The sequence below is a fragment of the Lysinibacillus pakistanensis genome (assembly GCF_030123245.1).
Taxonomy (GTDB): domain Bacteria; phylum Bacillota; class Bacilli; order Bacillales_A; family Planococcaceae; genus Lysinibacillus; species Lysinibacillus pakistanensis.
Genome location: NZ_CP126101.1, coordinates 3250606 through 3274838, shown reverse-complemented (window position 1 = coordinate 3274838; position 24233 = coordinate 3250606). Strand labels below are relative to the sequence as shown.

Sequence of the window (24233 nt, the reverse complement as noted above, 5' to 3'; positions counted from 1 at the left end):
ATTCCTTTGACTGTCGGTATATGGAGAAATTCAATAATAGCTACAATTGTCACAGCAATTATTATTACAGCAACTGTCTCAAACTCACAAGGGCAAACAGCAGGATTAATATCACTTCCAATTGTAGCTATTTTATTAGGCTTAGTAGGATTAAGTTTTACAATCGTAACTGTGAAAAAGATGATTACCAGTGATTTATATAATTAGAAATGGAAAGATTGGAAAAGCTTATCTCATCAATCCGCCGAGGGAATTTGTATATTAATAATTATTACCGAATTAATAAAATGAAATATGAAGCCCTTTTCAGTCAAGTGAATTACCTGTGATCACTGTTACTGAAGAGAGCAAAACGAAGGGCTTGTGTAAATGAGTCAAATCATATGCACAAGTCCTATCATGAAGCCTTTGTAAATTAATATCTTTTTTACCATCTTATATCCCTATTAAATTATCAATAGTTGTAGATTTACCATTGATGTGAATATCAATGGTATCAATATCAGGGTCTAACGTTAATTTATAGACATGCTGTGTTATTGCATTATCTTGTTGATTCGTAACATCTAATTTTACTATTAATGTGTCACCTTACGCTTCAAGATCTGTTGTAACTTTTCCTTTTGAGCGAAAAACGATATAGGAAATATTCTTATCTACTACATTGATTTTTTGAAGCGTATATTTATCATCAATTACCTTTTGCACTTTATCTGGAACAATCTCAATTTCACTAATACTTAACGTTGATGAATTACATGATGTTAATAAAATTACTGACAAAAACACTAAAAAAATTTTTTTCAATGTATTTTCATCTGCCTCCCCTCATCTAACTGAAAATGTCACCAATAAGATTGTAACATAGAAAATTATATATTGGTAAAATAAGGGTAAAAATGAAATGAATGAGATTCACCGTTACTAACAGTTGCTATAGCGCTTTATATGAAGCTTTCGGAATGTTCCTGTAAAATTATAGAGCATAAACAAAAGGACTTTGTGTTTTCATGCACAAACTCTAAAATGGCATGTGATGGCTAAGGTTTTGATTTAGAAAAGGAAATAATTAGCCAAAATCATTATTCTTTCAGCTCTTTTTTCTGTTTCTTATCAAGAATTTTAATTAAAAAGAACAGTAGACTACAAGAAAAAACCATCGACATTACACCTTTAACCGCACGCATAACAAATGTATCGGAAGGGAAATCGAATATAATATATCCACAACAATAGATAAACGTTACTACTATAAATAATTTAAATAATATAATCTTCATAAATTTTCTCCCTATCTCCATTTAAAGAACTGCCTTTTTCCTTACTAGCTGAAAATTTTATCTACAAATAATTGTAACATTATAAAGTCTAAGTGGTAATATATAAACGTTGAGATTCACAATTACAGTAGCCAATAAATGCCCCATTATTTAGTGTTTTTTAGGCAAGCATAACAGGTGATCAAGAAAATGTGCTCAGGATGAGATTTCGGAACAAATAATGAAATATTTTGTGTAAAATTATAGGGGTTTTTTCCATTTAGCTTACGTTAAATAGTGAAAGGAGGATGTGAATGCTAATACTTTGGAGCGTTTCCTTTGTTATCGTAATTTTTGCCTTCGTTCTAGGAGTAGTTAAGCTTTCGTGGGTTTATATGCTTATAAGTACAATTTCATCGATGCCAGTTGCCTCCTATTATTTTTTTGGAGCAAACAATGCTTGGAAGTATATTGGTTTGATTCCTGTATTTTTATTAATGTTGACAGTAGTCTTTTGGTTTTTGGAAAAAAGGAAAAGAGGGGTAATGGCTAATTTCATAAAAATGTAGATTAAAAGTAGAAGTGCAAAACAAAAAATATAGTAGGAAGGGAACATGTCGCATTCCATTTTATTATGAGAATTTCTTCGATTCCTTTGGCGACTGTCAATTATGGAAGGGAGGAGAGGGGAGTATCCAATAGCGTTCTGAGATGGCTCTATTTGTAAGGTTAATGCATTGGAAATTAAGTAATATAAGTTCCTTGAAAAAAATACAGTATTGGTTGTAGCAGAAAAAAAGTAAGTTAGCATTCTTAACTGTCAAACCTCCTAACCTTTAGTAGCTAGGAGGTCTTTTATGTTATAATTCACTTTTTATTATTGGATACGCCTTTGTATCAGCCGTATCCAAACATTATGATTATTCCTCTACTAATGCAGATAGTTGAAAATACGATTTTAATTTTACTGCTTTCATTTGGCGCGCTAATTTCATATAGTAGCCTGCACCAGTCCTACCTGAATAGCGAAATGTATTATGCGAATTACAAATCGGTAATAGGTGTACATTACTACCTTCATCAACTGTACTTGAGTTGGTTGCTTGTAAAATCACATGACCGCCTACTAATGTGCCACCACAGGAAAATTTCTTTGTTTTATCATCACTTTCATCTTGTGAATCTCCTACATAAATTTTATTATGCTCCGCACAGCAAGAATCCACATCACCTGCTGGCAAATACTTTAGCAGCAATTGAATCCAAGATTTCTCTCCATGCTTCGGATCATCTGTACTACCCTCCACATTAGCAAACTTTGTGCCGATAGCAAGAGGATCTGTTACACCATCATATACCGATCTTAAAGGGACAATGATAAATTCATCTGTATAGTCGATCTCTGGGTTCCATAAATCAGCAAAATAAGCTCCTTGCTCATCCTGTGTTTTACGATAAACTACTCGGAATTTCGCTTCCTGCTCCTGTGTTAATTGCAATTTAGCACCATCTACTGTCGTTGGCATATTAGCAAACATTCTCATTCCTCCTATAAGTTTAAAGTCTGTTTATTATATTTTTTATTGTAATCATCTAACATTTCTTGGAATTTCGTGACGAACTCAAAAATAGAGATGAAATCAGTATTACTGCTTGCCTCTGTATTGTTAATGCTGACACTTTTATCTGCTGGTGTTGCTTCAAGATAATAGCCTAAAATTTGTGGGTTCGTAAAGCGCACCGTTACGCTATTAGCAGAGGATTGCACACTGGAATTACTTTGGGCTGAGGATGAGGAAGAAGACCTGCTTCCACCGAAAATAAAGAAGCCTCCGCCACTTGCTGAATGATCCTCAACACTTTGTGCAAATGAATTTGATATTGCGGTTGCAGAAGTAAATTTAATAGTGACATCTCGCGCAATAACAAATGCCGTAGGGAAGCATGGGAAAACACATTGATTCATTTCCTTAAAGCGATCCTTTGAAAAATCTTGATAATCTTTCGATGGCGCAATGGATTTGCTTGATGTATTATACATATCCTCTGTCAATAAAAAGACTCCAGGATTAAACCATTCTCGTCCAATTTGTACCTTTGCCACAGATAGGCCAATTTGGATCGACATCTCTGAGCTACTAGCGAATGCATTACTGATTGCTTCCTTATGACTAGAGCTACTGGAATAGCCTCCAAAGAAAAAGGATACACCGTAGTTAGAGGAAGAGGCTGAAGCATAGGAAGAGGAAGCTTGATTCGCTTCTTTTAAGCTTGATGTGAGAATAATTTGTGTAAAGTTTTCTGGTACATGATTTGGTGCAACTTCATTTTCATCCTCTTGCTTATTGGCCTCCTTGGAAGATTGTAAAACAGTGGCAAGTCTTATTTTCTCTTTTAATGCCTCAATATCTTGATTTGTATTGTCAAGCTGCTGCTGTAATGGAGAAAGCATGGATTTGAATTGAAGCTTATTGTTCTTTTCGAAATATTGCATCGCAGCGCTTGTTGCCTTTTGTGCCTTGTCAATTAAATCATTTTGTGCAGTTAAACAGTCCTTAAAGTTAGCACTAAGTTTGTCAAGCAGATCTTTTACTTTGTCATTTTCAACGCCAAAAATGCGCATAACTGTTGAAGGTAAGACGGTTGTGACTTCCTGTAATCCTTGGGAAGCCATTATATCGACCAATGTTTTTAACATATCAAGTGTTGTATTAGCATACGTTTTCTGCAATGCTTCAAGAGACGCTTTAAACGCTGTATCACTTTTTTCATAAGCCTCTTTTAATGCTTGTACCTCTGTTTCATCTGGGATAATTGCTAAAAATGAGTTAATATTACTTGTAATATTGCTACGTTGAGCTACTAATAGGGCCAACTGCTGTGCTAATGCTGCAGGACTTTCAAGTAAGTCAACAGATGTAAAGGAGGTATTCAATAATGTAAACCAATTCTCTGGATAAAGCTGTACAGGATAAACATGTCCACCATCAGGATTCATCTTTCCTACATTGGCAATTGTAGAACGAGCCTCAGCAATCTCACGCCCTACACCACTATCTAAAATACCATTAATAATTTCCATATCACCTGGGGAAAAGACACTCAATACTTTACCGAGTTTTTCCTCTACTCCAAGTACTTCTGCCTCTGCTGTTATTTCATACCAATCTAAAAATTCATTATTACGTTGCTTGTAATCTTCGGCTGTCTGCTCTGGGTACTTTTTCGCAAGCTCATTTTTCTTTGCCACCTGCTTTTCAGCCCATGCTTGCTTTGCCTCTACATAATCGCTATACAATCGGTAGAATACTTGTTCAAGCGTAAGTACATCCTGCTTGCCATCACCAAAATTATAAGGATATGGCGTCATTAGTACTTCTCGCAGTTTGTTTTTTGCCTCAAAAAGCTTACTATTTAATTTAGGCGTAAGCATATCCAGTGCGGTTTTATACTGGGTTGATAAGTGACGCCCATTATCAGAGGCTGTCATCTGACAGGCATCAAATAATTTATTGACAAGCTTTGATTCATTGGCTCTAACAAAGGCAGGCTTCGGCTCGTTATTGTCAATGTCATAGGCATACTGCGAGGCACTAATTAACGTCCCGGGAAGGCTCATACAAAAAAATTGATTTGCATTACTGCCACCAATAACGGAAGTAATCTGTTCATATAGCTTGTCTGCAAAGCTTTGAGTATTGTCCCCATCTTGTAAATCTGTTGCTGTCAATAACCTATTTTGTTCATTTTCCACTGTACTTCCCCCTATACTTAATTGTGATAGCAAAGCTTTCACCAAACCACTATATGAGGTGAGCCTCTTCGATATAACATCCTACCTAAAAAAATCTTTATTAGTTAAAATTCTTCATTATTAGGGATTGGTATTTAGGTGGTTTTTCCGTCTGCATTTATAGACTTCCTACTTTTAAAGTGAAGAAATACTCAAAGATGTCTTTCTTTTTATTTTATAGAGAAGTAATTTGATGTTATCGATAGAATTTTTATAGTTATCGAAAAAAATTAAGTTTTATCGCCCAACATTTTTAATTTATCGGCTAAAGCGGCTTTCGACAGCCAAACCTTCCTTTTTATAGTATAATAAGCGTAAGAACAGCATTGGTTTGTGATGTGTTAGGGAAAGGATGATATTTGTATGGCTGAGAAAGTAGGACAATCTTTCGTACAACCAACACCTTCTGGAAAAGAAGAACTTGGGAAAATTGAAGTAGCAGCGGAAGTAATCGAAGTTGTGGCTGGAATCGCAGTAAATGAGGTTGAAGGCATTGCTTCAACTCGTGGTAATATTGCAACGGGTGTTGTTGAGCGCTTCGGTAAAAAAGTGCACAATAAAGGCATTAAATCGGGTGTGACGGAAACAGGTGAAATTGCCATTGATGTATTTTGTTCTGTGAAATATGGCCATGCTATTCCAAAGGTAGCAAAGGAAGTACAAAGTCAAATTCGTCAGGCAATTTTTAATATGACTGCACTTGAAACAGCAGAGGTGAATGTACACATTACTGGCATTCACTTTGAAAAAGAAGAGGTTGCTGTACACGAATAGCAAAAAAGGGTTGCCGAGAGTGGCAGCCCTTTTCTTTTAAATAGGAAATGTTTTAGCAATACATTATAGCTCAATATGCTTTGGCTTTCTCCAAAATAAAGCAAGGATAACGCCAAGGGTTAATACGATTGTTGCAAAATAGTAGGGGTAGTTTAAATTAATATCAAACAAGATGCCACCTAAAATGGGTCCAAATATATTTCCAAGGCTTGTGAACATGGAGTTCATACCACCCACAAAACCTTGCTCGTTTCCGGCAATTTTGGATAAATAAGAGGTAGCGGCAGGACGTATTAAATCAAAGCCTACGAAAATGAAGAATGTTACAAATAAGATTGCAAAATAATGACTTACAACGGTCATCGCAAAAGTAAGAGCAGCAGAGAGGATGAGTGAATAACGAATAACATTAATTTCACCCATTTTTTTCGTCAGCCAATCGAATAATAATAGTTGTGCAAGGGCACCAACTATCCCGCTCCCAGTAATGATAATTGCGATATCTGAAGGTGTAAATGAAAATTTATGATCTACAAATAAACTAAAGAGCGATTCAAATGCCGCTAGACCAAAGGAAAGCACGAAAATTAGCACAAATGGTATGAAATACAGCGGACTAATTACTCGTCTTACACTGCCTAAAATAGATGGTGCAGCTTCTTGGTCGTCTAAAGAACGTGTCGGTTCTTTTAACAAAATCAATGACAGAATTGCCGCTACAAAACCAAGTATACCAGCAGCATAAAACGGTATACGCGTACCGAACTCAGCTAAAAATCCACCAATTCCTGGACCAATGATAAAGCCTGTACTTATAGCCGCACTCATATAGCCTAGTGCTTTTGAACGCTGTGATAATGTAGTAATGTCAGCGATATAGGCTGTTACTGCTGGCATGATGAAGGCAGCACTCACGCCCCCTAGCATACGTGAGATAAAGAGAATTTCTATCGTGCGACCAATCCCAAACAATAGCTCGGAAAGCCCAAAAATAAAAAGACCTACCACAATCATTACTTTACGGCCTATATTATCCACTAGCTTACCGGCAATAGGTGAGACAATAAGTTGCGTAATGGCAAAGGCTGCCACCATGTAACCTACAACTGAGCCTGAAATATGTAACTCATTCATAATAGTAGGTAGCACTGGAATAACTAAACCAATGCCTAAAAAGGCAATGAATAGATTCGATAATAAAATTGTTAACGTTAAAATTTGTTTCTTATCCATATTTTTTCTCCTTTAATCTTTCACAATACATGAGAACAAAGTCTACTAGAATATTTCCATGAGTAATACAATAAACCCTATAGTAACTATAGGGTCAAAAGATTTGTTTACTTTTTTTCAATTTCACTTTGGGTAAGTGTGGTAGTAGGAGGGAGTTGTTATGCAGGTGCTCACACTAAATTTTTTACACAATTAATTTTTTGTCTAACCTTTAATTCAACGATGAATTTCTTCTCATACTCAAAGGTGAAGGAAGCAGGCATATAAAGCTCATAGACGATTGATTCATAGGCTTCTTGTTGTGCCTCTACGTAAGCTCTTAGTTTTTCATAATATGAAAAGTATGTATCAGGATGATAGATAAAGGCAATACATACATATTTACCGGCTGGCTTTATTGTTTGCTTGATATTTGGAGAAAGCTTAGAAAATGTTCGTTCCGTTAAAAGCGGTGTAAAGATAGCGTCATAAATAATAGAATGAACATCTGTATAGCGTGCTAGCGGAAAAATACAACCATAGCGACTATTTAAGACACTTCCTTCACGTTCAATTATTTTCGTAAGTGTTGCATAATACGTATTCGTGCTAGATGTAGGTGTTAACTCAGTAGTAGTAACTTGTAAAATAGGCATTTCCTCTTCTACCTGAACATAAACATCTCCGAAAATTGGAATATCGATTTGTTCTTGCATTTGTTTTTTTGTTTTAAGCAAAGTGTACTTCACTTCATTTAAGCGCGCGATTTTTTGTTCAATACGCTGCTCCTGCTGTTCTAAAAAAACGAGCAATTCTTCCGAAGTTAAGCCAAGCGCCCTTTTTATATCCTCAAGGGAAATGCCAATATATTTAAGCGACTTAATAATATCTAAGTAAAAAATCTGATTATCTTTATAATAACGATAATTGGTATGGGTATCGATATGAGCAGGTTTAAATAAATCAATTTGGTCATAGTAGCGCAAGGTCTGTACAGATAAGTTAGAGAGCTTAGCAACCTCACCAATTGTATAATAATGTTCTTTCATAAATGAATTGCCTCCACTAGTAAGAGCTAAAGAAGTTTCGAATGGCATCAAAGCGTATTTTATGCTTGCAATCCTCACAGTAAAATAAGCGGGATTTACGTTCCTTCAATTGTTTGTATTGTTCCTCACCTTCGTATAATTTGAATGATATTTTACAGCTTGTACACTTCACTTCATAATGCATAATAAGACACCTCCAAAGATGAAATAGAAGTATCTTTATTATAACATTCTTATTAAATGAACAAGAAATATGGATGGTCATTTTCTACATGTACCTTACTTTTCATTGAGATGCATTAAAACAAGCAGAAAGTTGCTTGAAAAAGGTTTCAGATTATTGAAAACTTGCTGGAATTCGTGTTTCTCGTTCAAATTTATGCTATTATAAACCTTAATGCCACTTAAGAAGGAGAGCTTTACATGAAACGACATGAGGCACGCGAAAAAGCGTTGCAAGTTTTGTTTCAGCTGGACAATACTGACGTAACAATTGAAGAAGCCATGGAGCATATTAAAGGTCAGCCAACGAATGTCTTCTATGAAAAGATTGTTACTGGAACAGCTGAACATTTGGAGGAAATTGATGCTACTTTAGAGAAGCATCTTGAAAAGTGGTCACTTGCCCGTCTGCCCAAAATTGAGAGAACAGTTTTACGCTTAGCTGTATATGAGCTTTTATACATGCCTGAAACACCAAAAAGAGTAGTACTGAATGAAGCAATTGAGCTATGCAAAACATTTGGCGATGAAGGATCGTCAAAATTTGTCAATGGCGTACTTTCTAAATTTACAGAACAATAAAATGTGTTGAATTGGAAGGAGTAACGAAGTTTTATGTCAAGTGCAATTATTAATGGTAAAGAAATTGGTCAAGCTATTCGTCAATCAATAGCAGAACGTGTGGTAAGCTTAAAAGAGCAAGGTTTGACGCCAGGCTTAGCGGTTGTTTTAGTAGGGGACAATCAAGCTTCTGCCACATATGTGAGAAATAAGCAAAAATCATGTGAAGAAATGGGTATGTTTTCAGAGCTAATAAAGCTCCCTGAAGAAACGACACAGGAAGAATTATTAGCACAAATTGAACGCTTAAATACTCGTGAAGATATTCACGGTATTTTAGTACAATTACCACTTCCAAAGCATATTGATGAGGATACTGTTATTGCCACAATAGCTGTGGATAAAGACGTTGATGGATTCTCACCAGTAAGTGTTGGGAAAATGATGCTTGGCCAAGAAACATTTTTACCATGCACACCATTCGGGGTGATGAAGCTTCTTGAGTATTCAGGAATCGAAATTGCAGGAAAACACGCTGTCATCGTTGGTCGTAGTCATATCGTTGGTAAACCGATGGGACAACTTTTGCTACAAAAGGATGCAACAGTTACTTATACGCATTCAAAAACACCGGATTTACCTTCATTCACAAAGCAAGCAGATATTTTAATTGCTGCCGTTGGACGTGCCAACTTTATTACGAAGGAGCATGTAAAGGAAGGCGCTGTTGTGATTGATGTTGGTATTAATCGCGACGAAAATAACAAGCTTTGTGGGGATGTAAACTTTAATGAAATCGATGGCATTGCATCACATATTACACCTGTACCAGGCGGTGTGGGACCAATGACGATTACAATGTTACTATTCAACACAGTACAAGCAGCTGAAAATAAGCTTGCAAATAAAGTTAAACTATAATGAGCATAATTTAATTATTTAAAACCATCTCGAAATTTTTGAGATGGTTTTTACTTATGCTGATAAGCCTAATTTATATTTATGCTTATTTTGAGAACTTTTGCCATGCTTTTACCGTCTAATATACTGTTTGAGACATACATACTAAAAAGGAGGTTTTTATGGAAAACCTAGATATTATACTGATTATCAAGCATATTATTATTGGACTTGTACAAGGCTTCACGGAGCCAATACCAGTGTCGTCGAGCGGTCATGTCATGATTGCAAGTGAAATACTTGGTTTAGGTGAGCAAGGCTTTACTTTTGCTATTTTAACAAATACAGCTTCATTGCTGGCCATTGTTTACATCTATCGTGAGGATATTGTCCGGCTCATTTCACACTTTTTCCTTTATCTTAAAACGGGTGATAAGCGCTATAAGGCAGATTTTCGTTTTGCCGTTTATATCGTAATTGGCACGATTCCGGCAGGCGTTTTAGGTGTGTTACTTAGTGATTTTATTGCAGATAATGTTAGCATGACAACAATTGCAATTATGCTGTTTGTAACAGGTATCGCCCTTTGGCTTATTCGCAATATGCGAGGTACAAAAAAGGATGCAGATTTGACTGTAAAAGATGCTATCATTGTTGGCTTAGGTCAAGCTGTCGCACTCACACCGGGCATTAGTCGTTCAGGAGCAACGATTATTTCAGCTATTGCTGTGGGAATGAAGCAGGATACAGCCCTACGCTTTTCCTTTATGCTTTATATTCCAATAAGCCTTGGTGGTGTTGTGCTTGGAATAACAGATTTTTTAAATGAACCCAATAAAGGTACATTAGCCATCCCATATGCAGCAACATTTATTGCTACATTATTGATGACATATTTTGCAATGCGCTGGTTTATGGGTATTATGAAAAGTGGTAAGCTTAGTTACTTTACTTATTATTGTTTTCTTGTAGGTACGCTCTTATTAATATTTTATTAATATCATGTTGTTGAAATACTATTATGTCAATGAAATCAAGGTGACAAATTAAAAGTATAGTCCTTTTTCAAAACGAGGGGTTGATCTCCGTTCCTACTGAGTGCTTTCCTGGGGGCGTCCGATGAGCCGCTTCACTCGCGCTGCTCGCTCCAGGGTCTCATCTGTGACGCTGAATCCCAGAGGAGTCACTCAGTCTACACTCCAATCAACCACTGCTCATAGTATTTTCTTCTGGCATTTCACACAAATTAATAGTGATAAATTTGAAGTCTTAGCCATCACTATATTGTGCAAAAATGGAGCTTTGATAACATTTTTCTATGTGAATGCAGAGCGACAGTAATAAGTGGCTTTTTATGTAAAATGAAAAAGTAGTTTTATGCATAGAATGTAGGTTAACAGCTATAGAATTGTACCACTATTCTATCTATTTAATGATGGTGAGTAACATGTTTTTATTTTACTTTTAAGGGAAGAAAATATTTAAAGTTCTACACTATTGCTGATTGGAGTGCAAGGCTACTCGACTCCCGTGGGATAGCGAGACAGACGAGACCCTGCACGGAGCGTCAGCGCAGGAAGCGGCTCGTCGCTCGCCCACAGGAAAGCGAGTAGCCTGGAACGGAAATCACCTTCATTTGACTAAGTAGTGTTCACAAAGAATCCTTTGACCATTTAGTTTTTCAACACTATGTATTAATATTTTATTAATATAAAGCCTTCTAACAGTTATTTGTTGGAAGGCTTTTATGCTGATGAAAAAAATTTTATGTAAGTCAATAAAGTGATTTATATGCAAAAAATTTAAATCAACATTGTAGCGCTCCCTTATATCTATTTTAAATCATAGTGAGTGACAAGCTTTTACATTTAATTAACGTATTACACTATTGCTGATTGGAGTATAAGGCTACTCGCTTTCTTGGGGGCGAGTAGCCTAAAACGCATACTATTTATCCTTTGAATATACTATCGATAGTTTGCTAATAAACAGTTTTACTATAGTAATTTCTTCCATAGGATGAAAGACAGTCATTTTTTCTAGCGAAACTGCATTTTGGCACGTCAACGACTTTAAAAAATGTTATGATAGTTGTAGTTTTGTGAAAAACTTGATTTTAGTAAAGGAGCCGAAAACATGTCATCTGCTTCTTATTTAACGGTAAAAGCATTAACAAAATATATTAAACGAAAATTTGATGCCGATCCACATTTACGTGAGGTATATGTTAAGGGGGAGCTATCGAACGTTAAAATTCATCAATCTGGACATATCTATTTTACTTTAAAAGATGATGGTGCACGAATTGCCGCAACAATGTTTAAAACAGCAGCCACTAAATTAGCGTTCGAACCCAAGGAAGGAATGCAAGTATTTATCCGTGGTGATGTAAACGTTTACGAGGGCTATGGAACCTATCAGCTATATGTACAGGAGATGCAGCCTGATGGGGTTGGTAGCTTGTTTGTTGCCTTTAACCAATTAAAAGAGCAATTACAAAAAGAAGGTCTTTTTAAAACTGAATGGAAGCAGCCTATTCCAAGATTTCCTGAGAGAATCGGTGTCTTGACATCTACAACGGGGGCAGCGATTCGCGATATTTGTACAACGCTAAAACGACGTTATCCACTTGCTGAAATATTGATTTATCCGACGCTTGTTCAAGGGGGACAAGCTGCACCAAATATCGTTCAAAATATTGAGCAAGCAAATTTCGATGCTTCATGTGATGTTCTCATCGTTGGACGAGGTGGAGGATCAATAGAAGATTTATGGGCATTTAATGAGGAGATTGTAGCTCGTGCTATTTTTAGTAGCCGCATACCCATTATTAGTGCTGTTGGTCATGAAACAGATACGACAATTGCGGATTTTGTGGCAGATTTGCGTGCTCCTACACCAACAGCTGCTGCTGAAATAGCTGTACCTGATCAACAGGATTTATTTCAGCGAGTACTGACTCAAAAATCACAGCTTCATCAAATGGTGAGGGCGCAACTTATGGCTGAGCGACAACGTCTAAATAAGCTCCAACAGTCTTATCCATTGTCAATGCCAGAAAGACTATATCGTCCGTTTACTGAAAAACTAGCTCAGCTCGAATCAGACTTACAAAAAGCCATGCAGGTAGATTTGATGAAAAAGAGTGCACTGCTTCAGCAACTACATAGTGCTATCGAGCAACATTCACCAAAAAAGGCACTCACTTTCTATCAACGTGAGCTAGAAACACGAATTCAACAATTAACACGTGCCTCCTCACAATTTGTGACGAAGCAAAAACATCAATTTGAGGCAACCGTTCGAACTTTAGAAGCATTGAATCCACTTGCGATTTTAACAAGGGGCTTTACAGTGGCGTATAAGGATGAACAAATGATTAAATCGTCCGCTGAAGTCAAACAGCAGGATCAATTAACCCTAACCTTCCATGATGGAGAGGTTATCGCCGAAGTGACAAAAATCTTGCCAAAGAATGAGGGGGAATAGTTGTGGCAGAGAAACAACAGACTTTTGCGGAAGCAATGACAGCACTTGAGGAAATTGTCCGTCAGCTAGAGCAAGGTGATGTGCCATTGGAAAACGCTATTGATTTATATAAGCAAGGAATGGAGCTATCACAATTTTGCCATAGTAAGCTGCAACATGCTGAGGAGCAGCTTATATCTATTGTCCAAGAGACAGGTGAAACGACTGCATTTGATCCATTAAAGGGAGAGAATTAAGAAATGAATGAGCAATTAAAGCATTTTATTGAAAGCAACATACCACAAGTTGAAGCTGAAATGTTTGCACTTGTTGAGAAGATTGATGCACCAGATGATTTAAAAGAATCAATGCTATATTCGCTAAAGGCTGGAGGAAAACGAATTCGTCCACTTTTCGTGTTAGCCGTACTTGAGCTATTTAACAAGGATTTAAACAATGGATTAACTGTAGGATCAGTTATAGAAATTATCCATACGTATTCATTAATCCACGATGATTTACCAAGCATGGATAATGATGATTTCCGTAGAGGGAAACCTACTAATCATAAAGTTTATGGAGAAGCACTAGCGACACTTGCTGGAGATGCATTAAATACGCTTGCATTTGGAATATTAGCACGCATGAATGTATCCGCTGAAAAACGCATTGAATTGGTTAACCTTTTAAGTATAGCAGCCGGTGCAGAAGGTATGGTTGGTGGTCAGGTACTAGATATGGAAGGAGAGCAACGCCAGTTAAATTTAGCAGAGCTTGAGCATGTTCATATCAATAAAACAGGTGCTTTATTACGATTTAGCATTGAAGCGGGAGCGGTATTAGCTAATGTGTCTTCCGAGGAACGAGCAACCCTAAAGGAATATGCACATCATATTGGTCTTGCGTTCCAAATTCAAGACGATATTTTAGATATTGAGGGCACAACGGAGGAGCTAGGTAAAACAGCAGGTAAGGATGTAGCGAGTGATAAAAGCACATATCCCGCCCTATTATCACTGAATGGAGCGAAGGATAAGTTAGCTGAGCATTACCAGCTTGCCATTCATGCACTTGATCAATTACAAGTCGATGCTGGTTTACTACGTGAGTTTGCAGCCTATATTGTTCATCGTAAAAACTAAAAGATCAATTACGCCCCAGCGTAATTGGCGTCCGGATTTTTTTGAGCTCGCTCAAAAAGCTCCTCTTCAAAATCCGGGACATCCTCCAGGGGCTTTGGGCCAACAGATGTTTTTTGTAAAGATAAACAAAGCAGTAAGAGCGAGGAATATGCTAGAATAGTTGAGGATGTTTGTCGAATGTGCAAACAATAAGTGTTCGTACTTTTAGCATATTGATAACACTGTTATAATGGTGGAAACACAAATACGGTGAATATTTTATTGAAAAGGTGTGTGAGAAAGGTGGATTTAAATAAAATAACTAGTCCATCCTTTTTAAAAAACTTAGACAAGAGGGACCTTGAGCATCTTGCGCAAGAAATTCGTACCTTCTTAATTGAAAAATGTTCTGTCACAGGTGGTCATATTGGACCGAACCTAGGTGTTGTGGAGCTAACAATTATGCTTCATAAAATGTTTGACAGTCCAAAGGATAAGTTTTTATGGGATGTTGGCCACCAAGCTTACGTGCATAAAATTTTGACAGGTCGTGCGTGTCAATTTGACACACTGCGTCAGTTCAAAGGGCTTTGTGGTTTTCCGAAGCTTGTGGAGAGTGAACATGATGAGTGGGAAACAGGGCATAGCTCGACATCTTTGTCAGCAGCTATGGGTATGGCTGCAGCACGTGATATTAAAAATGAGAAGAATTTCGTCGTTCCTATTATTGGTGATGGTGCTTTAACAGGCGGTATGGCACTTGAGGCATTAAATCATATTGGTCATGCGAAAACAAATATGATTGTTATTTTAAACGATAATGAAATGTCCATTGCCCCAAACGTCGGCGCTTTACACAATGTACTTGGACGTCTACGTACAGCGAAGGAATATTCAAAGGCGAAAGAAGAGCTTGAATCTCTTATCAACAAAATCCCTGTATTAGGCGGTAAACTTGCTTCAACGGCTGAGCGCGTAAAGGATAGCTTAAAGTATTTAGTGGTGTCAGGTGTATTCTTTGAGGAGCTAGGTTTTAAATATTTAGGACCAATTGATGGACATGATTTTGATGCGCTTGAGATGACTTTATCTTATGCTAAAAAAGTAAAAGGTCCTGTACTTGTTCATGTTATAACAAAGAAAGGGAAAGGCTATAAACCCGCTGAAGATGATACAATTGGCAATTGGCATGGAACGGGTCCGTACAAAATTGAAAACGGTGCCTTTGTAAAATCAGAAACGAAAGGTCCAGCTTGGAGCAGCTTAATTGCAGAGACAGTACGTAAAATTGCACATGAGGATAAACGAATAGTTACCATCACGCCTGCTATGCCTGTTGGCTCAAAACTACAAGGTATTCAGAAGGATTTTCCAAAGCGTTTCTTTGATGTAGGAATTGCTGAACAGCATGCAGCGACAATGGCAGCAGGTTTAGCAACACAGAAAATGAAACCATTTTTAGCGATATATTCGACATTCCTACAACGTGCCTACGATCAAGTACTGCATGATATTGCGCGCCCTAATCTAAATGTCTTTATTGGAATTGACCGTGCAGGTTTAGTTGGTGCAGATGGTGAAACACATCAAGGTGTATTTGATATCGCCTTCCTTCGCCATATACCAAATATGACAATCATGATGCCAAAGGATGAAAATGAAGGCCAGCATATGGTAAAGACTGCTTTAGACTATGATGGTGGTCCAATCGCCCTACGTTATCCTCGAGGAAATGGGATTGGCGTTCCATTGGATGATGAGCTAATGACTTTACCAATAGGAAGCTGGGAAGTGTTGCGAGAGGGGAAAGATGCAACAATTTTAACGTTTGGTACAACCATTCCAATGGCAATGGAAGCAGCGCACTTGCTTGCTCAGCAGGGCGTTGATATCGAAGTAGTGAATGCCCGCTTCATTAAACCGATGGATGAGGATATGTTGCATCGTATATTATCAAGCAAGAAACCTATTTTGACGATTGAAGAAGCAGTATTACAAGGTGGCTTTGGTAGTGGTGTGCTTGAATTTGCACATGACCATGGTTATTTAAATGCCCTAATCGATCGAATGGGAATCCCTGACCAATTTATAGAGCATGGCAATGTAGATCAGCTACTCGCTGAAATTCACATGACAACTGAGGATACAGTGGCACGTATGCAAGTGTTACTTCAACAAAAACAGCAAGTAGGGTTGAATAAATAATGACAAAACAACCGAAAGAACGTGTAGATATTTTACTTGTAGAACGTGGGCTAAGTGAAACCCGTGAAAAAGCAAAGCGTTCCATTATGGCAGGTCTCGTTTTTTCAAATGAAATTCGTATTGATAAGGCGGGAGAAAAAATAGCCATTGATGCCCCATTACAAGTAAAAGGCTCTGATTTAAAATATGTTAGTCGTGGTGGCTTGAAGCTTGAAAAGGCACTACAAATATTTGATATGTCTGTAGAGGGGAAGCTAATGCTTGATATTGGCTCCTCTACAGGAGGCTTTACAGATTGTGCATTACAGCATGGTGCAAGACATTGCTATGCATTAGATGTGGGTTCCAACCAACTAGCCTGGAAGATTCGCTCTGATGAACGTGTCACAGTGATGGAAAAAACAAATTTCCGTTATACGACTGCAGCAAATTTAACAGAGGGCTTGCCAGATTTTGCAACCATTGATGTTAGCTTTATTTCATTAGCACTTATTCTACCTGTCTTAAAAACCCTGTTGATGCCTGGAGGCGATGTGATGGCATTGGTGAAGCCTCAGTTTGAAGCTGGGAAAGACAAGGTTGGTAAAAAAGGCATCGTTAGAGATAAAAAAGTTCATTTAGAGGTATTAGAAAAGACGGCAGCAATGGCGACAGAGGTCGGCTTTATTGTCAAGGATGCTTCGTTTTCTCCTATTACAGGGGGCGAGGGAAATATTGAATTTTTATTCCATTTAGTGAATCCTGTAGGAGATGAACAAATTCCTGCTTATACAGCTTTTGATACACTCGTTGAAGAAGCGCATAACTCCCTTAAATAACACGTGCTCGCTACCTGAGCCGTGTTTTTTCTTGTACTTTTATGCTGAAAATGGTAGTGTGAATATACATATATATAATTATTTATAAGAGGTGACCACAATGAATAAAGGACAAAGACATATACGAATTCGGGATATTATTGCCAATCATGAAATAGAAACACAAGATGATTTAGTCGATTTTTTAAAAGATGCTGGCTATAATGTGACCCAAGCAACGGTATCACGTGATATAAAGGAACTTCATCTTGTTAAAGTTCCATTGCAGGATGGACGCTATAAATATAGCTTGCCCGCTGATCAACGTTTCAATCCTATGCAAAAATTACATCGTGCATTGGCAGATGCGTTTGTTAGCATTGATGGTGCATCGCATTTTTTAGTCATGAAGGCTCTTCCTGGTAATGCAAATGCTATTGCTTCACTGCTTGACCATTTAGATTGGCCTGAGATTTTAGGTACGATTTCTGGTGATGATACAATCTTAATTATTTGCCGTGATGAAAATGAGCGTGAAAATACAAAAAATCGCTTATTAGAAATGCTATAATTTAGTATTGGAATTTGATACAGAGGTGACATTTTTGTGTTAAAAGAGCTTAGTATTCGAAACTTTGCCATTATAGAGGATTTGACAGTTAGCTTTTCAAATGGTTTAACTGTATTAACAGGAGAAACAGGTGCTGGAAAATCAATTATCATTGATGCCGTCCATTTACTTGCAGGCGGTAGAGGAAACTCCGAATTCATTCGTCATGGAGCAAGAAAGGCTGAATTAGGAGGTTTATTTCAAATCTCCAGTTCTTTGCATCCTGTGCATAAAAAGCTTGAAGAAGCAGGCATTGAGATTGAAGAAGATACCATTATTTTACGCCGTGATTTACATGATACTGGCAAAAGTATTTGTCGAGTAAACGGAAAACTGGTGCCATTATCTGTACTCCGTGATATTGGCGCTAGCTTAATCGATATTCATGGTCAACATGAAAATCAGGAACTGATGGACGAAAAACAGCACATTTATTTGCTGGACCACTTTGCAGAGGAACAACTTGCTCCGATACAGGAAGTATACAGTTCTCAGTATGAAGAATATCGATCGCTAAAAAGAGAATTGGCTTCCATTTCAATTGATGAGCAGTTAATGGCGCAACGTATTGATTTATATCAGTTCCAAATGAGAGAGCTAGAGGATGCCAAATTAAGGTTAGGTGAGGAAGATGAGCTTCTTGACGAACGTCGCCGTTTGATGAATTTCAATAAGATTTTTGAGCGTTCTAATGAAGCCTATGAAGCAATTCAAGGGGAATCGAAAGGTCTTGACTGGATAGGCAATGCAATGGGGGCATTAGAGGATGCTGCAAAAGTTGACGATCAGTTTAAAGAAGCCTCGGAAGCTGTAACCACAGCATTCTATGCATTACAGGATGCTGCACACCAGGTTAAAAATGTATTAGATGAATTAGAGTTTGACCCAGCCCGATTAAATGAAGTCGAGCAGCGTTTAGCACTATTCCAAAATTTAAAGCGTAAATATGGCTCAACAATTGAAGAGATTTTAGCGTATTACGATAAAATTAAAACTGAGCTGAATGAACTCTTAAATCGCGATGAAATTTTACAGGTTAAAGAGCGAAAAGTACTAGAAATGGAATCAGCACTACAAGAGCTGGCTGTACAATTAACTGCTATTCGAAAAAATGCTGCACATCATTTAAGTGAGGCTATTATGGCTGAACTACGTGAATTACATATGGAAAAAGCAAAATTTATTGTTAATTTTGATGAATTATCATTTTTTGATGCCAACGGGAAAGACCAGGTTATTTTTTATATTTCCACGAATGTGGGCGAGCCGCCAAAATCATTACCTAAAATTGCATCTGGTGGTGAATTGTCACGTATGATGCTTGCGTTAAAGACCATTTTCTCATCTTCAAACGGCATCACCTCAATTATTTTTGACGAGGTAGATACCGGTGTAAGTGGTCGAGTTGCACAGGCAATTGCTGAAAAAATTGCTGCAATCTCTATCAACTCTCAGGTTTTATGTATTTCACATTTACCACAAGTCGCTGCGATGGCTGATCATCATTATTTTATCAAAAAAGAAGTGAACCATGATCGAACATTTACTTCATTGCTTGAAATTGATACAAAAGCTCGCATTGAAGAAGTAAGTCGGATGATGTCTGGTGCAGAAATTACTGACTTAACTTTACAGCATGCAACAGAGCTATTAAAAATGGCAAATGCCCGAAAAAAACAAATGAAATAACCTTTCATCCAGAGACATTTTTAATGTTTCTGGGTTTTTTCAATTTGCACAAATATTTACCGCTTATAAGAATGCCACAACAACACATAGTAAAAAGACAAATATGAAAAGGAGGTGTCGTATGTATCGTCGTTGGCGTCAATTTGTCATTTTGCCTATGCTCATCGTTTTATTTTTCATGCCAGTTCAGGCATTTGCCGCAAAAAAGCTAATTCCGATGGGCGAAGCAATTGGAATTCAACTTCAGCTATCTCATGTATTTGTAGCACATGATGTGCTATTAGCTTCCAATCAGTGGATGAAAGGAGGCGCTGTGATTGAAAAAATAAATGAAATACCTGTAAAAACGCTGGCAGATGCCAAACAGGCTGTTGCAACGCAAGGGCAGCAGAAATGGACGATGAAAAGTGAAGGAAAAGAAGTAACCCTTGAGTTACAGGAGCAAGAAGCAACACATGTTATTTCCTTTTTAAAAGATGAAACAGATGGAGTAGGAACATTGACGTACATTGATCCAGAGACAAAAAATTACGGTGCATTAGGCCATCAAATTGTCGATTCAACTTTACAAGAAGCCCCTGTTTTTCGAGCTGGCTCCATCTTCTTAGCTTCGATTCAACAAATTCGTAAAAGTATACCTGGTCAACCCGGCTATAAAATTTCCTCCATTGAAAAACATCAGGAACGATTAGGGAGCATCGATAAAAATACCGTTTATGGAATTTTTGGTCGTTGGGAAGACGGCTATCCACAAAGTTTGCCAAAAGCAATTGAAATTATGCATGAAAAGGATATAAAAACGGGAAAGGCTGAAATCTACACGGCGATAGAGGGCAGTAAGGTGGAAACTTTTTCAATCGAAATAATAAAAATTGAAAATGAACGTCTTGAATTTATCATTTCCGATGAAAAGCTCATTGAAAAAACAGGTGGTATTTTACAGGGAATGAGTGGTAGCCCAATCATCCAAAACGGTCGTTTTGTAGGTGCTGTTACACATATGTTTGTGGAGGAGCCAAAAAAGGGAGCTGCTATTACTGTAGCGGAAATGTTAAGAAAGTCATCCTAATAGTGGGGCTGCCTTTGGGTAGCTCCATTTTTTCATGAAAATTTGTGTTTTTATATGGGAATCATCAAGGATTTCGTTTTTTCATGAAGGGATTAGCGATACTAAAAAAAAACTGTAGTTTTATCTCGATTTTTTCACTAAAATAAAGAAGATAAGCGTTCGACATTTTGCAGGTATTTATCATAACTTGTCGATTAAAAAAGAAAGTATCGGACTACATACTCATTTTTGGAAATAGAAAAGGTTTTTAAAACAAAAATGTCGAAAATTCCACAGTGTGCCAAAAATGGCATAAGGGGTAGTTACGCTTTGAAGTGATTCAAAGCACAGTCCAGAAGGAGGAATTGAAATGACAAAGGTAAAGGTAGCGATTGCAGACGATAATCGTGAGTTATTAAAAACAATGGAGCAGTATTTTCAAGGGCATCCCGAAATAGAAATTATTGCAACTGCTTCAAATGGAAAAGTTTGCTTACAAATGCTTGAGGAATTTACACCAGATATTTTACTCCTAGATATAATTATGCCTCATCTTGATGGTTTAGCAGTTTTAGAATCCATGTATCAAAATGAACAAATGTCATCGATTCAAGTAATCATGCTGACTGCATTTGGCCAAGAGGATGTCATGAAACAAGCGGTTGATTTAGGTGCTTCGTATTTCATGCTAAAGCCATTTGAATTTGATCAATTGGTGCAAAAGATTCTTCATTGCGCTGGACAAAAAGCAACACTTCCTAAAAAGACAAGTGTTTTACAACCTACAGCGCCACAAAAATTAAATCAACATCAATTAGATAGCACGATTACAGCCATCATTAAAGAAATTGGTGTCCCTGCACATATTAAAGGGTACTCCTATTTACGAGAAGCTATTCAAATGGTGTTTGAGGATATCGAGTTATTAGGCTCTGTGACGAAAATCCTATATCCAGAAATCGCTAAAAAATTCAATACAACTCCTTCACGTGTAGAACGTGCTATTCGCCATGCCATTGAGGTAGCGTGGAATCGAGGAAATTATGAATCGATTTCGTCAATGTTTGGCTATACCGTTCATCACTTAAAATCGAAGCCGACAAATAGTGAATTTATCGCCATGATTGCGGATAAGATTCGCATTGATATGATGGCGAGCTAAACCTGATATATCAAGGTTTGTAGCGATTGGCTTAGCGGAGAATGACCGGTAAATCAAAATTAGATAACGCTTATATAGCGAAAATTATAACGCCTTTTTAGACAGTTTATGCCGACTGTTTGAGGGGGCGTATTTTTTATGTCTATAAGTCCGTTTTTAATCGAAATTGACCGTTATATGTTGGATTGTTCCGCAAAAGGCCTTTCGCCTAAAACGCTAAAATCGTATGAGCAAACGCTTAAACTATTCGCAAGGTATCTTTTGGATAACTTTGAAATAGATGACGTTAAAAGCGTAAAGGTAGAGCATATACGCGCTTATATTCGTTCTATCGAAGAAAGAGGAAAGTTCGAAATAAGTGCTGCAGAAACGCCTGTAAACTACCCAGAACGACGAGGCGATTTTGGCAAGCCAGTAAGCAAAACGACAATTGCGAATTATGTACGTAACATAAAAGCATTTTATTCGCACTTATATTCGGAACAACTTATCCGCAGCAATCCTTTGAAGGATTTAAAGAATGTCAAACCGGAGCGAAAAATCAAGGTAATGCTAGAAGATAATGAATTAAAACAGTTTTTCCGTTCTTTCGATGTTACGAAATTCGATCAATACCGTGATTGGGTAATAGCTCGATTAATCTTTGATACTGGAGCAAGGATAGGAGAATTGTTGGAAGTTGTTGTATCTGATATAGATTTGCGAGGGAATGCGTTGTTACTACGTAAGACTAAGAACAGCAAGCAACGATTCGTTTATTACTCGGAAAAGACGCGCAAACACCTTAGATCATGGTTATCGTACAAGGATCGTTATTCAGATAGTGCTTATGTTTTTCCAACGAATAGAGGATCCAAATTACGAATTGAGGGAGTAGAACGTTCATTTAGACTGCGGAGTAAAGACGTTGGTTTACAAGTAACGCCTCATCTGCTTCGTAATAATTTTGCGAAACGTTACTTAGTTAATGGCGGTGATTTAGCAACGTTATCTCGTTTGCTGGGACATGCCAACGTTGATATTACTGCTCAAATTTATTTGGATTTCGCTGATAAGGAAGTGATGAAGAAGTATCGACAGCATAGTCCACTTGAAAATTTAGATATTTAGACAGAAAAAAGCCGCTAGTGTTCGCGCACTAACGACTTTACAACTTAATATCTACGCTAAAAATTGCCTGCCAGCAATTGCGTTTACTTAGGGTTCATTATATCGAAAAAAATTCGATGATGCAACTCCTGTTAAATGCACCCTTTTTTAGCAGTAGCGACGAGGTAGCCCACTAATTCGTCGATAATCTAACCTGGTCAGTGCTGTCCGTCACAACGCAAACTACGGAATATATCGCAACACAAGCCGTTTCCTGTTACGGTTGCGACGAATTGGCGAGCGCGGCCATTAAAGGCGTGGTTAGGTTTACTGGGGCATTACGGTGCCGGTAAGCATATTCTGTGATCGACATGGACAGTAAAACGTCGGGAATATGCGGATAGAGATATCCCGATTTAACAGGAGCATACGAGATAACCTCGGACGTCACCTGACGCTAGCAAATGCGGTCGTTACTTATTGTCGCTTGATTCGTTTCTAACGTTTCTTGCGATAGTAGGTAACGACTTCTGCGCCGATTTCCTGGAGCAAGCAGCCATTCTGCTAGCAAGTGGGTACGGTTGTCAAGCGTAAAACTATTAAAAGCCTTATACCCATTGGGTTAGATATCAGTCTGTTTGACAAGCATTGGATACTCACCTTACAATGAAAAAAGAAAGACGCAAACAGGGAGGAAGCCGAATGGGAGCATGGGGAATCAAAGCATTGGAAAGCGATGAAGGGTTGGATATACTGACAGCGATCGAGGACTTGCTTCCTCGTGACACGTTGGATTTGGGCGAATTGATGGCGAAGTTTCAAAAAGACGATTTCCTTTATGACGAAACAGTAATTGCCCTCGCAGAGCTGTATATCGAGTTCCAGGAGAATGGCAGCCTGGACTACGATCATGAGGACGAGCACTCCTTGACACAAGTACGGGCGTTCACAGCAGATCGAGCCGCGCTTGGGTCTTTGCTGAAGCATTTGAACGTGATTTGGGCTGATATTGAGGGAGACTGTGAGGGAGATCTGGCTGAGCTGTGGCGAGAATCGTCAAGCTGGGACGAATGGCGGGCACATGTGCAGCAGCTAATTGCCAAGTTGGGGGCACGGCTTCACAGCCTTGGATAGCAAAACCCCCCAACCCCTATAACATTTCTCTCTATCCCTGAACAAAATAAAAAGAGCGCAGCCAATTAGTCGGCATGTGCTTTTTCTAGGAAGCTTTAAATTTATCAATAAAAATCCTATTAATAATTGACTTATTTTTC

General features: G+C 37.8%; 23 protein-coding genes. 17 read left to right on the top strand and 6 right to left on the bottom strand.

Annotated features, from left to right (window positions below; all coding sequences use genetic code 11):
- Positions 1–6 precede the first annotated feature (6 nt).
- Positions 7–207, top strand: a complete 201-nt coding sequence (locus tag QNH24_RS16260; protein ID WP_283868599.1) for a hypothetical protein — start codon at positions 7–9, stop codon at positions 205–207.
- A gap of 384 nt (positions 208–591) precedes the next feature.
- Here the strand turns inward: QNH24_RS16260 and QNH24_RS16255 are convergent, their stop codons facing one another.
- Complete coding sequence (locus tag QNH24_RS16255; protein ID WP_283868598.1) at positions 592–807, bottom strand: lipoprotein; 216 nt, start codon at positions 805–807, stop codon at positions 592–594.
- Positions 808–1573: 766 nt separating this feature from the next.
- Between QNH24_RS16255 and QNH24_RS16250 the strand changes: the two genes are divergently transcribed.
- Positions 1574–1828, top strand: a complete 255-nt coding sequence (locus QNH24_RS16250) for a hypothetical protein (RefSeq protein WP_283868597.1) — start codon at positions 1574–1576, stop codon at positions 1826–1828.
- Between the two features lie 351 nt (positions 1829–2179).
- Here the strand turns inward: QNH24_RS16250 and QNH24_RS16245 are convergent, their stop codons facing one another.
- Together QNH24_RS16245 and QNH24_RS16240 are read right to left on the bottom strand one after the other, a co-directional pair.
- Positions 2180–2797 carry a hypothetical protein gene (locus QNH24_RS16245; RefSeq protein WP_283868596.1) on the bottom strand — a complete coding sequence of 206 codons (618 nt, stop codon included), beginning with the start codon at positions 2795–2797 and terminating at the stop codon, positions 2180–2182.
- An 11-nt stretch (positions 2798–2808) separates the two neighbouring features.
- A complete protein-coding gene (locus QNH24_RS16240) occupies positions 2809–5013 on the bottom strand; it encodes a hypothetical protein (RefSeq protein ID WP_283868595.1) in 2205 nt (734 codons plus the stop codon).
- Between the two features lie 402 nt (positions 5014–5415).
- Between QNH24_RS16240 and QNH24_RS16235 the strand changes: the two genes are divergently transcribed.
- A complete protein-coding gene (locus QNH24_RS16235; RefSeq protein WP_283868594.1) occupies positions 5416–5826 on the top strand; it encodes an Asp23/Gls24 family envelope stress response protein in 411 nt (136 codons plus the stop codon).
- 63 nt (positions 5827–5889) lie between these two features.
- Here the strand turns inward: QNH24_RS16235 and QNH24_RS16230 are convergent, their stop codons facing one another.
- The 3 genes from QNH24_RS16230 to QNH24_RS16220 form a co-directional block, all read right to left on the bottom strand.
- Positions 5890–7059 (bottom strand): MFS transporter, encoded by a 1170-nt coding sequence (locus QNH24_RS16230; protein ID WP_283868593.1) that lies wholly within the window; start codon positions 7057–7059, stop codon positions 5890–5892.
- Between the two features lie 170 nt (positions 7060–7229).
- A complete protein-coding gene (locus QNH24_RS16225) occupies positions 7230–8087 on the bottom strand; it encodes a MerR family transcriptional regulator (RefSeq protein WP_283868592.1) in 858 nt (285 codons plus the stop codon).
- A gap of 16 nt (positions 8088–8103) precedes the next feature.
- Positions 8104–8271: a DUF2197 domain-containing protein gene (locus QNH24_RS16220; RefSeq protein ID WP_283868591.1), complete on the bottom strand. Its 168-nt coding sequence runs from the start codon at positions 8269–8271 to the stop codon at positions 8104–8106.
- A 239-nt stretch (positions 8272–8510) separates the two neighbouring features.
- Here QNH24_RS16220 and nusB point away from each other — a divergent pair, with 239 nt between their 5' ends.
- The 14 genes from nusB (at position 8511) to QNH24_RS16150 (ending at position 24093) form a co-directional block, all read left to right on the top strand.
- The gene (gene nusB / locus QNH24_RS16215; RefSeq protein ID WP_054771647.1) at positions 8511–8891 is read left to right on the top strand and encodes a transcription antitermination factor NusB; all 381 of its coding nucleotides are present in this window, start codon (positions 8511–8513) and stop codon (positions 8889–8891) included.
- A 33-nt stretch (positions 8892–8924) separates the two neighbouring features.
- Positions 8925–9791 carry a bifunctional methylenetetrahydrofolate dehydrogenase/methenyltetrahydrofolate cyclohydrolase FolD gene (gene folD / locus QNH24_RS16210; RefSeq protein ID WP_054771648.1) on the top strand — a complete coding sequence of 289 codons (867 nt, stop codon included), beginning with the start codon at positions 8925–8927 and terminating at the stop codon, positions 9789–9791.
- 161 nt (positions 9792–9952) lie between these two features.
- Positions 9953–10768 carry an undecaprenyl-diphosphate phosphatase gene (locus QNH24_RS16205; RefSeq protein ID WP_283868590.1) on the top strand — a complete coding sequence of 272 codons (816 nt, stop codon included), beginning with the start codon at positions 9953–9955 and terminating at the stop codon, positions 10766–10768.
- A 1138-nt stretch (positions 10769–11906) separates the two neighbouring features.
- The gene (xseA, locus tag QNH24_RS16200; protein ID WP_283868589.1) at positions 11907–13259 is read left to right on the top strand and encodes an exodeoxyribonuclease VII large subunit; all 1353 of its coding nucleotides are present in this window, start codon (positions 11907–11909) and stop codon (positions 13257–13259) included.
- 2 nt (positions 13260–13261) lie between these two features.
- Positions 13262–13495 carry an exodeoxyribonuclease VII small subunit gene (gene xseB, locus QNH24_RS16195; RefSeq protein ID WP_053597070.1) on the top strand — a complete coding sequence of 78 codons (234 nt, stop codon included), beginning with the start codon at positions 13262–13264 and terminating at the stop codon, positions 13493–13495.
- Between the two features lie 3 nt (positions 13496–13498).
- Positions 13499–14380 (top strand): polyprenyl synthetase family protein, encoded by an 882-nt coding sequence (locus QNH24_RS16190; protein WP_283868588.1) that lies wholly within the window; start codon positions 13499–13501, stop codon positions 14378–14380.
- A 282-nt stretch (positions 14381–14662) separates the two neighbouring features.
- Positions 14663–16564 carry a 1-deoxy-D-xylulose-5-phosphate synthase gene (dxs, locus tag QNH24_RS16185; protein ID WP_283868587.1) on the top strand — a complete coding sequence of 634 codons (1902 nt, stop codon included), beginning with the start codon at positions 14663–14665 and terminating at the stop codon, positions 16562–16564.
- Positions 16564–17382: a TlyA family RNA methyltransferase gene (locus QNH24_RS16180; RefSeq protein WP_283868586.1), complete on the top strand. Its 819-nt coding sequence runs from the start codon at positions 16564–16566 to the stop codon at positions 17380–17382. Before dxs ends, QNH24_RS16180 begins: the two co-directional genes overlap by 1 nt.
- Before the next feature lie 100 nt (positions 17383–17482).
- Entirely contained in the window at positions 17483–17932 is a 450-nt protein-coding gene (gene ahrC, locus QNH24_RS16175; RefSeq protein WP_283868585.1) for a transcriptional regulator AhrC/ArgR, read from the top strand.
- Positions 17933–17968: 36 nt separating this feature from the next.
- Complete coding sequence (gene recN / locus QNH24_RS16170; protein ID WP_283868584.1) at positions 17969–19660, top strand: DNA repair protein RecN; 1692 nt, start codon at positions 17969–17971, stop codon at positions 19658–19660.
- Positions 19661–19781: 121 nt separating this feature from the next.
- Complete coding sequence (locus QNH24_RS16165) at positions 19782–20729, top strand: SpoIVB peptidase S55 domain-containing protein (RefSeq protein ID WP_283868583.1); 948 nt, start codon at positions 19782–19784, stop codon at positions 20727–20729.
- Between the two features lie 349 nt (positions 20730–21078).
- Entirely contained in the window at positions 21079–21870 is a 792-nt protein-coding gene (spo0A, locus tag QNH24_RS16160; RefSeq protein WP_079561794.1) for a sporulation transcription factor Spo0A, read from the top strand.
- A gap of 138 nt (positions 21871–22008) precedes the next feature.
- Positions 22009–22980 (top strand): tyrosine-type recombinase/integrase, encoded by a 972-nt coding sequence (locus tag QNH24_RS16155; protein ID WP_283868582.1) that lies wholly within the window; start codon positions 22009–22011, stop codon positions 22978–22980.
- A 681-nt stretch (positions 22981–23661) separates the two neighbouring features.
- A complete protein-coding gene (locus tag QNH24_RS16150; RefSeq protein WP_283868581.1) occupies positions 23662–24093 on the top strand; it encodes a DUF4259 domain-containing protein in 432 nt (143 codons plus the stop codon).
- Positions 24094–24233: the final 140 nt, after the last annotated feature.

What these genes read in the sequence shown, in the direction of transcription:
- nusB (WP_054771647.1), top strand. Translation starts at nt 8,511, where the DNA reads ATGAAACGACATGAGGCACGCGAAAAAGCGTTGCAAGTTTTGTTTCAG.
- QNH24_RS16250 (WP_283868597.1), top strand. Translation starts at nt 1,574, where the DNA reads ATGCTAATACTTTGGAGCGTTTCCTTTGTTATCGTAATTTTTGCCTTC.
- QNH24_RS16180 (WP_283868586.1), top strand. Translation starts at nt 16,564, where the DNA reads ATGACAAAACAACCGAAAGAACGTGTAGATATTTTACTTGTAGAACGT.
- QNH24_RS16225 (WP_283868592.1), bottom strand. Translation starts at nt 8,087, where the DNA reads ATGAAAGAACATTATTATACAATTGGTGAGGTTGCTAAGCTCTCTAAC.
- ahrC (WP_283868585.1), top strand. Translation starts at nt 17,483, where the DNA reads ATGAATAAAGGACAAAGACATATACGAATTCGGGATATTATTGCCAAT.
- QNH24_RS16230 (WP_283868593.1), bottom strand. Translation starts at nt 7,059, where the DNA reads ATGGATAAGAAACAAATTTTAACGTTAACAATTTTATTATCGAATCTA.
- QNH24_RS16155 (WP_283868582.1), top strand. Translation starts at nt 22,009, where the DNA reads ATGTCTATAAGTCCGTTTTTAATCGAAATTGACCGTTATATGTTGGAT.
- QNH24_RS16235 (WP_283868594.1), top strand. Translation starts at nt 5,416, where the DNA reads ATGGCTGAGAAAGTAGGACAATCTTTCGTACAACCAACACCTTCTGGA.
- spo0A (WP_079561794.1), top strand. Translation starts at nt 21,079, where the DNA reads ATGACAAAGGTAAAGGTAGCGATTGCAGACGATAATCGTGAGTTATTA.
- QNH24_RS16245 (WP_283868596.1), bottom strand. Translation starts at nt 2,797, where the DNA reads ATGTTTGCTAATATGCCAACGACAGTAGATGGTGCTAAATTGCAATTA.
- folD (WP_054771648.1), top strand. Translation starts at nt 8,925, where the DNA reads ATGTCAAGTGCAATTATTAATGGTAAAGAAATTGGTCAAGCTATTCGT.
- QNH24_RS16165 (WP_283868583.1), top strand. Translation starts at nt 19,782, where the DNA reads ATGTATCGTCGTTGGCGTCAATTTGTCATTTTGCCTATGCTCATCGTT.
- QNH24_RS16205 (WP_283868590.1), top strand. Translation starts at nt 9,953, where the DNA reads ATGGAAAACCTAGATATTATACTGATTATCAAGCATATTATTATTGGA.
- QNH24_RS16220 (WP_283868591.1), bottom strand. Translation starts at nt 8,271, where the DNA reads ATGCATTATGAAGTGAAGTGTACAAGCTGTAAAATATCATTCAAATTA.
- xseA (WP_283868589.1), top strand. Translation starts at nt 11,907, where the DNA reads ATGTCATCTGCTTCTTATTTAACGGTAAAAGCATTAACAAAATATATT.
- QNH24_RS16150 (WP_283868581.1), top strand. Translation starts at nt 23,662, where the DNA reads ATGGGAGCATGGGGAATCAAAGCATTGGAAAGCGATGAAGGGTTGGAT.
- QNH24_RS16190 (WP_283868588.1), top strand. Translation starts at nt 13,499, where the DNA reads ATGAATGAGCAATTAAAGCATTTTATTGAAAGCAACATACCACAAGTT.